This window comes from Streptomyces sp. NRRL S-1813, assembly GCF_000719605.1.
GTDB lineage: Bacteria > Actinomycetota > Actinomycetes > Streptomycetales > Streptomycetaceae > Streptomyces > Streptomyces decoyicus.
The window spans coordinates 126,718-138,934 of the sequence record NZ_JOHB01000005.1; the positions used below are offsets into that span (position 1 = coordinate 126,718).

Annotated in this window: 10 protein-coding genes and 1 pseudogene; 7 read left to right on the top strand and 4 right to left on the bottom strand. The window is 71.6% G+C overall.

Annotation, left to right across the window (positions count from 1 at the left end; translation table 11 throughout):
- Window positions 1-43: 43 nt before the first annotated feature.
- Window positions 44-214, bottom strand: a complete 171-nt coding sequence (locus tag IF67_RS43645; RefSeq protein WP_158713068.1) for a hypothetical protein — start codon at window positions 212-214, stop codon at window positions 44-46.
- A 307-nt stretch (window positions 215-521) separates the two neighbouring features.
- Between IF67_RS43645 and IF67_RS0110635 the strand changes: the two genes are divergently transcribed.
- The 6 genes and pseudogenes from IF67_RS0110635 to IF67_RS0110660 all read left to right on the top strand — a co-directional run bounded on the left by IF67_RS0110635 (window position 522) and on the right by IF67_RS0110660 (window position 8,005).
- Window positions 522-1,250, top strand: coding sequence for a helix-hairpin-helix domain-containing protein (locus tag IF67_RS0110635; protein WP_051817867.1), 729 nt, complete (start codon window positions 522-524; stop codon window positions 1,248-1,250).
- Window positions 1,247-3,952: pseudogene (locus IF67_RS41310) on the top strand (ComEC/Rec2 family competence protein); the annotation flags it as partial. The gene IF67_RS0110635 and the pseudogene IF67_RS41310, both read left to right, overlap by 4 nt.
- Before the next feature lie 424 nt (window positions 3,953-4,376).
- The gene (locus IF67_RS0110645; protein ID WP_063754324.1) at window positions 4,377-5,180 is read left to right on the top strand and encodes a winged helix-turn-helix domain-containing protein; all 804 of its coding nucleotides are present in this window, start codon (window positions 4,377-4,379) and stop codon (window positions 5,178-5,180) included.
- Entirely contained in the window at window positions 5,177-6,496 is a 1,320-nt protein-coding gene (locus IF67_RS0110650) for an MFS transporter (RefSeq protein WP_051817869.1), read from the top strand. Before IF67_RS0110645 ends, IF67_RS0110650 begins: the two co-directional genes overlap by 4 nt.
- Window positions 6,497-6,686: 190 nt before the next feature.
- Window positions 6,687-7,172, top strand: a complete 486-nt coding sequence (locus IF67_RS0110655) for an RrF2 family transcriptional regulator (protein ID WP_030984451.1) — start codon at window positions 6,687-6,689, stop codon at window positions 7,170-7,172.
- Window positions 7,172-8,005 (top strand): arylamine N-acetyltransferase family protein, encoded by an 834-nt coding sequence (locus tag IF67_RS0110660; RefSeq protein ID WP_051817872.1) that lies wholly within the window; start codon window positions 7,172-7,174, stop codon window positions 8,003-8,005. The genes IF67_RS0110655 and IF67_RS0110660 overlap by 1 nt, the downstream gene beginning before the upstream one ends.
- 72 nt (window positions 8,006-8,077) lie before the next feature.
- Here IF67_RS0110660 and IF67_RS0110665 read toward each other — a convergent pair whose 3' ends face one another.
- Entirely contained in the window at window positions 8,078-8,362 is a 285-nt protein-coding gene (locus IF67_RS0110665; protein ID WP_374210904.1) for a hypothetical protein, read from the bottom strand.
- A gap of 148 nt (window positions 8,363-8,510) precedes the next feature.
- On the opposite strand from IF67_RS0110665, the gene holA reads away from it, so the two are divergent.
- On the top strand, window positions 8,511-9,494 hold the full coding sequence (holA, locus tag IF67_RS0110670; RefSeq protein ID WP_037839180.1) for a DNA polymerase III subunit delta: 984 nt from the start codon (window positions 8,511-8,513) through the stop codon (window positions 9,492-9,494).
- Between the two features lie 368 nt (window positions 9,495-9,862).
- Here holA and IF67_RS39025 read toward each other — a convergent pair whose 3' ends face one another.
- Window positions 9,863-10,774, bottom strand: a complete 912-nt coding sequence (locus IF67_RS39025) for a hypothetical protein (RefSeq protein ID WP_234341047.1) — start codon at window positions 10,772-10,774, stop codon at window positions 9,863-9,865.
- 741 nt (window positions 10,775-11,515) lie between these two features.
- Entirely contained in the window at window positions 11,516-11,782 is a 267-nt protein-coding gene (gene rpsT / locus IF67_RS0110680; RefSeq protein WP_018088219.1) for a 30S ribosomal protein S20, read from the bottom strand.
- Window positions 11,783-12,217: the final 435 nt, after the last annotated feature.

Genomic DNA, 12,217 nt, shown 5'->3' on the forward strand with positions numbered 1-12,217 from the left:
TGGGTTTGCCCTGTGGGTGACGGGGCTATCCACAACCGGGGCGTCATCCACCGGATTTGCGGCGGCGCGGCGAGATCTGCGCGAGGTGCCTAGCGTCGATCGGTATGAACTCCTCTCGATCCGCGTGGATGGCCTCGCCGGCCTGGTCAACGGCGTCCGGCCCGTCAGGTGCGTCGGCCTTGTCCGCGCCGCCGCCTTCGGCGTTCTCCTCCAACTCGCCTGCTTCTTCTGCTTTGTTGGCTTCTTCGACTACCGCGGCTGCCTCAGCTTCGTTGGCTTCTTCGGCTTCTTGGGCTTCGTCCCCTGCGTCGGTGCTCGCCGCTCCCGCCGGTCCCTCGGCTCCCTCCCGTGCGTCGGAGCGGCGGGAGGTGGAGCGTGAGCGGGTGCGGGCCCGGGTTGCGGCGATCTTCGGTGATCCGGGTGCGGTGGCCGGGGCGGGGCCGCCGGGTCCTGGGCACGATCCGCCGGGCCCCGGGAACGATCCGCCGGGCCCGGGCCGTCGGGGGCGGGCATGGCTTGCGGTGCGTGAACGGCTCCCGCTCTGGGTGCAGTTACGCTGCGGTACCGACCCGAAGGCGCTCGTCGCCCTGGTCCTGGTGTTCGTGGTGGCCGTGGGATTCGCCGTGCAGCACTTCTGGACCGGTCGCCCCGAGCCGGTACGGGCCCCGGCGGCCGAACGGTCCGCGGTGGCAGGCGGCCCCGGGCCACGCTCACCGTCGCCGCCGTCATCGTCCTCGTCCGCCGCTGCGATGGCGCATGGCCCGCCGGGCGGTGCGGGGCGGCAGCTGGTCGTCGATGTCACGGGCAAGGTGCGGCACCCCGGAATCCACCGGATGCCACCGGGGTCGCGGGTGATCGATGCGCTACGGGCCGCGGGCGGGGTGCTGCGCGGAGCGAGCACCCGCGGGCTGAACCGGGCGCGCCTGCTGACCGACGGCGAACAGATCGTGGTGGGCGCGGCCGGTGCGGCCGGAGGTGGTGCCGGTCCCGTCGGTGCGGGGGACGGTGGGCCGGGGGGTGGACAGCCCAGCCCCGGGGGCGGTCAGGCCGGCCCGGCCGGTCCGGTCAGCCTCGGCACGGCGACCGAGCAGCAGCTCGACTCCCTGCCCGGAGTGGGACCTGTCCTGGCCCGGCACATCATCGAATTCCGCACCCAGCATGGGGGGTTCACCTCGGTGGACCAGCTCCGCCAGGTGACCGGCATCGGTGACCGCCGCTTCGCCGATCTACGCCCCCTGGTGCAGCCATGACCGATGCCCGCGCCACGGTGCATGCCGCGGCGGCGTCACCGCACGGCGCCTCGGACCCGCATCAGGAGGGCCCGGCCGATCTACGGCTGGTCGCGCCCGCACTGGCGGCCTGGGCGGGCGCGGTGATCAGCCTGGGTGCTCCCGGCGGGGGAGTGGCGGTGGCCTGTTGCGGGGCCGCAGGGCTCGCGGTGTTCGCGTTGCGGGTGGCCGTGGTGCGACGCAGGGCGGAGCGTGCCCCGGAGGAGGCGGAGCGTGCCCCGGACGAGGCTGAGGAGGTGGAGGTGGAGGAGTGGGCGGAGGGGGCGGAGAGGTCCGTCGTCGGGCCTCGGGCCGACGACACCCGGCGAACGGCGGGGGCGCGCCGTCCCCGCTCTCCCCGCCGCTGGTCCGCAGGGGCGTTCGTGGCCCTGGCCGCGGTGCTGCTGTGTGCCGCGGCTGGGGCTGCGTCGGCGGCACTGCATGCGTCGGATGTGCGGCGCGGGCCGCTGCCGGCCCTGGCGGAGCGCTACGCGGGGGTCACGGCGGAGCTGGAAGTGACCGGCGATCCACATCTGACCCGCCCCAAGGTGCGAGGCTCCCGACGGACGCCCCCGGTACTGGTGTTCACTGCCGAGGCCGTCCGCGTCACGACACCGGACGGCGCGATCACCGCCGTACGGACGCCGACGCTGGTGGTCGTACGGCAACGCGGAGGCGGCGGCGATGAGCGCGGCCCCGAAGCTCGCGGGAGCATCGCGTCGGCATGGCGCGGGCTGCTGCCGTCGACACGTATCCGGGTGGTGGCGCGCGCCGTACCGCCGCTGTCCCCGACCGACGAGGTTGCCGCCGTGCTGCGGATCACCGCCAATGCGCCGCCGGTCAAGGTCGGTGCGCCGTCCTCCCTTCAGCGGCTGGCGGGGCATCTGCGTGCCGGGTTGCGGGAGGCCACCGACGGGCTGCGTCCCGATGCCCGAGCGCTGTTGCCGGGGCTCGTGGTGGGGGACACCTCGCGTGTGCCGCCGGATCTCGACGACGCCTTTCGTGCCACCGATCTGACGCATCTGCTGGCCGTTTCCGGCAGCAATCTGACGATTGTGCTCGCCCTGCTGATCGGGCCGCCCCACCTCGCGACGCGCGCCGAGCGACGCGGGCTGGCACCGCGTCTGGGGCTGTCGCTGCGCGGCACGGCCGTCATCGGCGGCGCGCTTGCCCTCGCCTTCGTCGTGGTGTGCCGTCCGGACCCCAGCGTGCTGCGGGCCGCCGCCTGCGGCCTGATCACACTGCTGGCGATCGGCACCGGCCGCCGCCGCTCGCTGGTCCCGGCCCTCGCCGCCGCGGTGCTGCTCCTGGTGCTCTACGACCCTTGGCTGGCCCGTAGCTATGGCTTTCTGCTGTCCGTCCTGGCCACCGGCGCACTGTTACTGCTCGCGCCGCGCTGGAGTGCTGCGCTCCAGCGCCGTCGGGTGCCGCCCCGGATCGCCGAGGTGATCGCCGCCGCGGCCGCTGCCCAGGCGGTCTGCGCACCGGTCGTCGCCGTATTGGCGGCCCGGGTGGGCCTGGTCGCGGTGCCCTGCAATCTGCTGGCCGAACTGGCCGTGGCTCCCGCAACGGTGCTGGGCTTCGCGGCCCTCGCCGCCGCCCCGGTCGCCCTGCCGGTCGCCCAGGCGCTGACGTGGTGCGCGGGCTGGCCTGCCGAGTGGATCGCCGGCGTCGCCCGCACAGGTGCGGCGCTGCCGGGGGCGGAGTTCGACTGGCCGGGCGGCTGGACCGGTGGGCTGGTGCTGGCGGCTGCCACGGTGGCCCTGGTGCCGGTCGCCCGCAGAGTGCTGCGCCGCCCCTGGCTGTGCGCGCTCTGCGCGCTGGCGCTGATTCTGGCGGTGTGCCGCCCCGCCCCGATCACCCGTGTCCTCACCGGCTGGCCACCGCCCGGGTGGCGGGCCGTGGTCTGCGACGTGGGGCAGGGCGACGGCCTGGTACTGGCAGCCGGCGACGGTACGGCGCTGGTGGTGGACACCGGGCCCGAGCCCCACGCCATCGACCGCTGCCTCAACGACCTGGGGGTCCGCCGTATCCCCCTCCTCGTCCTGACGCATTTCCACGCCGACCATGTGGACGGGCTCCCTGGAGCGCTCCGCGGCCGCTCGGTCGGTGCGATCGAGACCACGACGCTCCAGGATCCGCCGGGGCAGGCGCAGTTCGTGCGCACTACGGCTGCCGCGGCCCGGGTTCCGGTCATCCGCGCCGAACCGGGGGAGCGGCGTCAGCTGGGCCCACTCACCTGGGAGGTCCTCTGGCCACCCGCTCCGCCCGACCTCCCCGGCCCCGGCAGCCCCATCGACCCCAACAGCCAACCGGCCGGCCTCGACGCCGTGGACGGCCCCAACGACGCCAGCGTCACCCTCCTGGTCCGTACGGGCGGGCTGACCCTCCTGCTGCTGGGTGACCTCGAACCACCCGCACAGCGGGCACTGTTGGCGGCCCATCCGGAGCTGGGCGGCGTCGATGTCCTGAAGGTGGCACACCACGGCTCCGCCAGCCAGGATCCACCGCTGCTGCATCGGCTTGCCCCGCGCCTGGCCCTGATCTCCTGCGGCGCCGACAACCCGTACGGCCATCCGGCGCCCCGCACCATCGCGGCGCTGCGCGCCCAGGGCGCCCGGGTCCTGCGGACGGACACCGACGGAGCCATCGCGATCCTGGGCACAACGGCCAGGCTGTCGGCGACGGTCAGCGGCCGCCGAATCAAGGCCCGCCTGGTCGGCGACCGGAGAACCCGAACTCGTCCGGGCGGCGGTCGTCGAGCCGGCGGCGGTACATCCGGCGGCGGTGAGGCCGGCGGGCGTCGACCCCAGGCGCGGACGGTCGGCAGCCGTCGCTCACGCGCCCCTACCCGTGCACGTACCCGTGTCGGCCCCCGGGCCCTTCCGGTGGGCAAGCGCCGGAGCAGACGCCGCCTTTTGCGCCCACCACTGCCCGTTCGGCCGCTCCCGGTCCGCCTTCCCGGTCGGCGGGTGGCGTTCGGCGGAATTCGGCGATCGGCGCAGGGCACAGGCTTGCCCCAGAGGTTTCCGGCGGCCCGTCGCCAGAGGTTCGTCCGGCGCCCCGAGAACCCTTGTAAAGGAACCTTTCTAAAGATAGCTTTACATCATGGCGAAGAAGGAGTCAGAGCGGTCCACGGAGACCGAATCGGTGAGGTCCGACGCGGTGGGCGAACTGCAGCCGCAGCCGGATCCGTTCGCCGACTGCACTCAGCTCTCCGATCCGCGGGCGCTGCGCGCCTATGCCCACCCCACCCGCATGGAGCTGGTCGGGCTGCTGCGTCGCGAAGGTCCGCTCACCGCCACCCGCGCGGCCGAGCTGACGGGGGAGTCCGTCGCCAGTTGCTCGTACCACCTGCGGATGCTCGCCAAGTACGACCTGGTGGAGAAGGCCGAGGGCGGACGGGGGCGGGAGAAGCCATGGCGGGCGACGGCGCAGTTCACCGGCTGGCCGGAGTACTCCGACGATCCCGACGTCTTCGAGGCCTCCACGGCCCTGAACGTCGCGCTCGCCGAGAACTACTTCGCCAAGATGACCCATGCCTTGGAGCAGCGCGCCGCCCTGCCCCGCGCATGGCAGCAGGCCGAGCAGTACGGAGATGTCTCGCTCTATCTCACCGCCGACGAACTCACCGAACTCGGCGAATGCGTCACGGAGTTGCTCAGTCCGTATGCGGGCCGGTTGCAGGACCCGGAGTCCCGGCCGGCCGATGCGCGGCTGGTGAGCTTCCTGCGGGTCGCCTTCGTCCGTCACCTCGAGACGCGGAGCGGCAGCGCATCCCGTACCGAGGACGGAGATCCGGGCGGGGATGGGCCCGCGACCGGAGGTGGCGCCGCAACCGCGGGGAGTTCCTCGGTTCACGGCTCAGCCGTGACCGAGGGTTCGAGCCCGGCCAAAGGCGGGGCCTCATGAGGCCGTTAGCGAGCCGGGTGCCCGCCCTCTTACGGGAGCGTGCTTTCCGCCGCTACTGGACGGCTCAGTCCGTCTCCCTCATCGGCGATCAGATTTCCCTCATCGCCATCCCGCTCGTCGCCGTCCTCGCCCTAGGCGCCGACGCCGCCGAGATGGGCCTGCTCAAGACCGCCGAGCTGCTCCCCGCCCTGCTGTTGAGTCTCCCGGCAGGCGCCTGGATCGACCGGCGGGTCCGGCGCCGACGGATCATGATCGCTGCCGATCTGCTGCGTGCACTGCTGATCGTCTCCCTGGCCCTCGCGTACGCCGTGGGCGCGCTCACTCTCGCCCAGCTCTACGCCGTCGCCTTCATGGTCGGTGGATGCACCGTCCTCTTCGAGATCTGCAATGCGACTCTCTTCGTCTCACTCGTTCCCAAGAGCCGTTTTGTCGCGGGCAATTCCCTGCTCAACGGCAGTCGCGCGATGGCCTTTGCCGGCGGGCCCGGCGCGGGCGGCCTGCTCGTCCAGTTGCTCGCCGCGCCGGTGGCCCTGCTCGCCGACGCAATGACCTTTCTGTACTCCGCCGCGCTGCTGGCGCGTATCGCCCCGACCGAGCCGCCGCCCGCACCGTCGGCCAAGGGCTATGTCACCGAGGGACTGCGCTGGGCGCTGCGGCATCCCACGATGCGCGCAATGTTCGCCGCCTCCGGGACGGTGCAGTTCTTCAATCTCATGTTCCACACCCTCTTCGTGCTCTACGCCACCACTGAACTCGGTTTAAGTGCAGGCATGTTAGGGACGGTTCTGGGGAGTGGCGCGATCGGCGGACTCATCGGTGCGGCGGCCGCGGGACGAGTGGTGCACCGTATCGGTATCGGTCCGACCATCCTCCTCGGCTACGCCGCCTTCACCGTGCCGCTCCTGCTCGTCCCGCTGGCCGCCGGTACCACTCCGCTGGTCATCGCTCTGCTCTTCCTCGCCGAATTCCTCTCCAGCGTCGGTGTGATGCTCGTCGACATCTCCTCCGGCTCACTGCTCGCCGCGCTGATACCGGACGCCCTGCGCTCTCGCGTCGCCGGTGCGTCCCGCACCCTGAACTACGGCTTTCGCCCCCTCGGGGCGATGGCCGGCGGCGCACTCGGCACGGCTCTGGGGCTGCGTCCCACTCTCTGGATCGCCACCGCCGGAGCCGCCCTCTGCCTTCTGTGGCTGCTGCCCTCGTCCGTCCCCCGAATACGAACCCTTCCGGGAGCCACCACGAGCCACGAGCCCGCACCCGGGCCGGGCCCCGCCCCCTCCGTACACCTTCCTGAACGCACCGGCGAAGCCACGTAGGCGTGGTGTACACGAGCAGCCGCGCGGACCGGAGAGTCCAGCAGCTCCGCAGGCGGGAGGCGGCGGGAAGCGCTGTGCAGAGGGCCCGATGGATCAAGCAGGCGACGCCGGAAGGGGGGATTGCGGAGGGCGGATCGCGGGAGGGCGTATCGCGCAGAGGTGCTGAACCAGGATCTGTAGACTCCAGATTATGAGGATGAGTGAAGGCGTCGAGTGGGGCCTGCACTGCTGTGTGACGCTGGCCTGGCTCGAAGGGGAAGGGCCCGTGTCCACCGCTCGGCTGGCGGCGTCGTTCGAGTTGCCTGCGGCTTACCTGAACAAGCGGCTACAGGCGCTGGTTCGGGCCGGGATCCTGAGCTCCACGCCAGGCGCGCGGGGCGGCTTCCAGTTGGCGCGGCCGCCGGAGCGGATCACGCTGATGGATGTCGTCGCCGCGATCGAGGGCACCGAAGACGCCTTTCGCTGTACCGAGATCCGTCAGCGGGGGGCCGGTGCCGAGGCCTCCGGCAGGGAGTTCGGCAGGCCCTGTGGAATCTCCACGGCGATGCGCAAGGCCGAGCTGGCCTGGCGGCGTGAGCTGGCCGCACAGACCCTCGCCGACGTCATTGCCGCAACGCCCGCCTCGGCGGTCGAACGGACCCGCCGCTGGTTCGCCACGGAGAGGACGCGCACCTGATGGACACCGCTGCCGCTGATGCCTACCTCGCCCGGATCGGCGCCGCCCGCCCCGCGGCTCCCGATGCCGACGCGCTGCATGCGCTGCACCTCAGCCATCTGCGTACCGTCCCCTTCGAGAACCTCTCCATCCACCTCGGCGAAGAGATCGTGCTCGCGGAGCAGCCGCTGCTGGACAAGATCGTCGGCGCCCGGCGGGGCGGCTTCTGCTACGAGCTCAACGGCGCTTTCGCCATGCTCCTGGGCGCGCTCGGTTACGAGGTCGACCTGCTCCCCGCCCGCGTGTTCGGCGCCGACGGGCCCGGGATCCCGTACGACCACCTTGCGCTGTGCGTCCGGACGCCGAGCGGGCCGTGGCTTGCGGACGTCGGCTTCGGCAGGCACAGCCACTTTCCGCTGCGCTGGGACAGCCGGGCCGAGCAGCCCGATCCCGGCGGTGTGTTCCGGATCGAGGAGACGGGCGAGGGGGATCTCGATGTGCTGAGGGACGGCGATCCGCAGTACCGCCTTGAGCAACGTCCGCGTGCCTACATGGACTTCGAGGCCGGCTGCTGGTGGCACCGGACCTCACCCAAGTCGCACTTCACCCAGTCCCTGGTGTGCTCCCGGCTGACGGAGACCGGCCGGATCACGCTCTCCGGCCGTACGCTCGTGACCACCGGGGCGGACGGTGCACGGGATGAGCGCCAGGTGGGCGAGGACGAGGTCCTCGCCGTCTACCGGGAGCAGTTCGGGATCGTCCTGGGACAGGAGCCCGTGGTCGGCGGGGTGCGGACGCCCGGGAGCGGCGCTTGGACCCGTGGCTCGTGGCTCGTGCCCCGCGGATCGTTGTGATGCGGTCCGCTGTCGCGTGGCCCGCCGCCACGCGGCCCGTCGTCCCTCGACTCGTCGCCACGGGGCCCGTCGTTACTCGGCCTCGCGCCAGCCCTCGTACTCCGCCGCGAGGTCGTGCAGCCGCGCCGGGTCGTGGGCGGCGGCCGGGTCTTCGACCACGACCAGCCACTGCGCATCCTCGGCGTCGTCCTCACCGGCCAGGGCGTCCCGTACGAGCTGGGGCTCCTCGGCGACACCGAAGCGTTCGGTCAGCGCCTCGGCGACCTCCTCCGCTGCGTCGCGGTCGGGAAGGACCAGTACATGCCGTACGTGTGGTGGGTGTGGGGCAGCATCATTCACCCGGCCATTGTCCGACAGGGGGATGGCGATCCTGTCCGGCAGGGGCACGAAATCCGTCCGGGGCGGGTTGTGGCAGCGGTCCGGGATTGGCTTGGGAAGCAGCCAGGGACGGGGCGTCAAAGCGGTCCGGGGCGGGTTGTCAGTGGGGCGTGGGATGCTGGACGCGATGGCCAGGAAGACAGCTCAAGACGACCCGCTCGCCCCCGTCACGATCGCGGTGGGCCAGGAAGACCTGCTGCTGGATCGTGCGGTGCAGCAGGTGGTGGCGGCTGCCCGGGCGGCGGATGCGGACACCGATGTGCGCGACCTCACCCCCGACCAGCTCCAGCCCGGCACCTTGGCCGAGCTGACCAGCCCCTCGCTCTTCGCCGAGCGCAAGGTCGTCGTCGTGCGCGCCGCCCATGATCTGTCCGCGGACACCATCAAGGACGTCAAGGCGTATCTCGGCTCGCCCGCCGAGGAGATCACGCTGGTGCTGCTGCATGCCGGCGGCGCCAAGGGGAAGGGCCTGCTGGACGCTGCCCGTAAGGCCGGGGCGAGGGAAGTGGCCTGCCCCAAGATGACCAAGCCGGCCGACCGGCTGGCCTTTGTGCGGGGCGAGTTCCGGGCGATCGGGCGTTCGGCGACGCCGGAGGCCTGCCAGTCGTTGGTCGATGCGATCGGCAGCGATCTGCGTGAGCTGGCCTCGGCCTGTTCGCAGCTGACCGCCGATGTCGAGGGCACGATCGACGAGGCCATCGTGGCGCGCTATTACACGGGGCGGGCCGAGGCATCGAGCTTCACCGTCGCGGACCGCGCGGTCGAGGGCCGCGCCGCCGAGGCGCTGGAGGCACTGCGCTGGGCGATCGCCACCGGAGTCGCCCCCGTCATGATCACCAGCGCGCTCGCCCAGGGCGTCCGCGCCATCGGCAAGCTGGCCTCCGCCCCGCGCGGCGCCCGCCCCGGCGACCTCGCCCGCGAACTCGGCATGCCGCCCTGGAAGATCGACCGCGTACGGCAGCAGATTCGCGGCTGGTCGGCGGACGGCGTGGCCACGGCACTGCGCGCGGTGGCGGCGGCCGACGCCGGGGTGAAGGGTGGCGGGGACGACCCGGAGTACGCCCTGGAGAAGGCCGTCGTGGCGATCGCCCGGGCGGCCCGGTCGCGGTGAAGTAGGTGAAGCCGTAGCCGCGGGCTCGTCGGCAGGCAGGGGTGGGTTCGCTTGGCGGCAACGGGGCGGCCGTCACCCAGCTCTGTCCTCACCGCCCCCGGCTTTACGGCGTTCCGTCCTCACCGCACGCCCGCAGTACGGCGTTCCGTGCTCATCGCACTCAGGCCAAACGGCGCTCCGTCCTCACCGCAGGGCCTCAGCGCGATCAACCGTCAGGCGGCCGGCTGCTCCTGAGGTCCGCTGCCCTGCGGTCGGGCTGCTCCTGCGGTCGGGCCGCTCCTGAGGTCCGCTGCCCCACGGTCCGCTGTCCCCGCGGCCCGCTCCCTTGCCCCCTGAGGTCTGTTCCAGTACCCCTTGCGGTTTCACCCTCACCGAGACCGTGAGTTCTGGAGTCGCTTGAGTGTCTCCGTCGCGCTGGTCTTCAGCATCGTGGCCACTTCGGTGGCCGTCGGCTGCTTGCCGCTGCCGCTGCCGCTGCTCGACGCATAGCTCGACCACGTCGACTGGTACGTCATCCAGCCGTCCCGGACGCCGAGGATCACATACGAGCTGTTGCTCGTGCCGCCCTCGTCCTTCCGGGTCACCAGGTAGGCCTCGTCGCCGAGTCCCGCCACGGCCTCGACCCGGTAGCCGACCGAGGTGTCCTGCTTCTCGTACGAGCGGTAGCCGTCGGCGAACTCCGGCGCGGGGTCGGCCCCCCGGTGCAGCGTTGCGGTGTTGTAGAGCCAGGTCGAGGAGTAGGCGGAGCTGCCTGCGTTCTCCTGCTCGAACGAGACGTTGCACGTCATCGTGTCCAAGGCCTTGAGCTGGGTGCCGCTGTGCTGCGGGTTGGCGTCCTTCGAGGCCGTTCCGGTGTTCGTCTTGGGCTTGAAGTGGGCGTCCTGGAAGGGCGTCAGCGAGGTGTCCGCACACAGATCGCCGGTGTAGGCGTAGCCCGCGAGATCGGGGGTGGGCTCGGAGGAGAAGCCCCCGGTGGCGAACAGCACGGACCCCCAGATCGCGGACGCGGCGACCGCCCCGCCGAACGCCCACAGCCAGCCGGACATTCCACGGCCCGCGCCGCCGGGCGACGCTCCGGGTGCGCCGGTGGGTGCCCCTACGGGCGGAGCGGGTACGCCGGGTGTGGGATAGCCGTATCCGGCACCCGGCCCCTGCGGCATGGCCTGTTGTGCGTAGGGATTCTGCTGTGCGGGCACCGGATTCTGGGCTGCGGGCACCTGGCCGTACGGGTTGGGCTGCGGTGGGCCGTACGGATTGTTCTGTTCCCCCGGAATAGACATGGCGGCAGCGTAGCGGAACCCGCCGAAAGCGAACCCGGATCTGCGGCCCGGAATTTCCCCCACGGCCGGCTTCCCGGGCCGCGTCCGCACCGCCCCTCCCCCCCCCGTACGCAAACCGAGTCCGTTTCCGTCACGCCCCATGACGGGCCCCCGATATCAAGTGGCCCATAACAACGACCCGACAGCAGGCTCCCTACAACAGAATTCCGCAACAAGACACTGCCAACCCACTATCACCCTCACCGCCCACCTCACCGCTGACTTCACTGCCAACAAATCCCCACCGCCACATCCCGCCACCACATCCCCCAACGGAGCTCACAACAAAAGCCCCGCACAAAAGCCCCCGCAACATCCCGCAACAAAAGCCCCACGTAAAGCCGCCCACGCCGCCCGCGCCGCCCGCGCCGCCCGCGCAGCCCACGCCAAAGAACCCAACAAAAGCCCCGGCAGTAAAAGGCCGCAACGCCTAAAAACCAACAAAAGACCCCGCCTCTCCCCTGGGGAAGGGGCGAGGCGGGGTCTTCGTATCAAGCTGTTGCGGCTTGGTCGGCGGTTGACACCGAGTGAGCCGGGTTGCGCCGCACCCGCGTGGCGAACGCAGGCCGTGTGCGGCGCGGTGTGCATCGGTCAAGGAGCGGAGAGAGGGGCCGCTGAGTCCCTGCCGACAGGAGTACTACAGGTGTTGCGATGGACGAAGATCAGGCCTGAACCGGCCGGCGATCTTCTCCGGTAGGAAGGTCAGCCCTTGAGGGACGCGACCTTCTTCGCGAGCGCCGACTTCTTGTTGGCGGCGGCGTTCTTGTGGATGACACCCTTGCTGACGGCCTTGTCGAGCGTCTTGGCAGCGGCGGCCTGGGCGGTGGTGGCCTTCTGAAGGTCACCGGCCTCCACGGCCTCGCGGGTGCGACGGATCGCGGTCTTGAGAGTGGACTTGACAGCCTTGTTGCGCTGACGAGCCTTCTCGTTGGTCTTGATCCGCTTCATCTGGGACTTGATGTTCGCCACGAAAGAGCCTTTTCAGGTTCGTTGGAGTTTCGAGTGGCGCCTCGTACGTGAGAGGGCACGAAGCGCAGTGGACCAGGCTACCAGCAGGGTCTACGGCCTCCCAAACCGGGACTGGACCCACCGCCCGGCAGCCCGCCCCGGCCCGAGCCGTCCGTCCCACGGCCGCCGACCTGCCCACCGCCCGGCAGCCCGCCCCGGCCCGCCCACGGCCGCCGACCTGCCCACCGAGCTCCCCGAACCGTCCCCACCGATCTCCCCGCGCTCCCCGAGCCGCCCACCCCTGGGGGCCGCCCATCCCCGGGGCCGCCCGCCCACCCCGAAACAGCCCGCTCCCCGCGCCCTCCGAAGTCCCCGAACCCCACCTCGCCCCGCCCAAACCGGACCGAGCCCCTCGCTCATGGGACGATGGGGGAGACGTCACATACCCGAGTCCCG

Bases quoted from the DNA above. Each gene is read 5' to 3' on its own strand.
- IF67_RS0110660 (WP_051817872.1), top strand. From the start codon at position 7,172: ATGGACACCGCTGCCGCTGATGCCTACCTCGCCCGGATCGGCGCCGCC.
- IF67_RS0110650 (WP_051817869.1), top strand. From the start codon at position 5,177: ATGAGGCCGTTAGCGAGCCGGGTGCCCGCCCTCTTACGGGAGCGTGCT.
- IF67_RS0110645 (WP_063754324.1), top strand. From the start codon at position 4,377: ATGGCGAAGAAGGAGTCAGAGCGGTCCACGGAGACCGAATCGGTGAGG.
- IF67_RS39025 (WP_234341047.1), bottom strand. From the start codon at position 10,774: ATGTCTATTCCGGGGGAACAGAACAATCCGTACGGCCCACCGCAGCCC.
- IF67_RS0110655 (WP_030984451.1), top strand. From the start codon at position 6,687: ATGAGGATGAGTGAAGGCGTCGAGTGGGGCCTGCACTGCTGTGTGACG.
- holA (WP_037839180.1), top strand. From the start codon at position 8,511: ATGGCCAGGAAGACAGCTCAAGACGACCCGCTCGCCCCCGTCACGATC.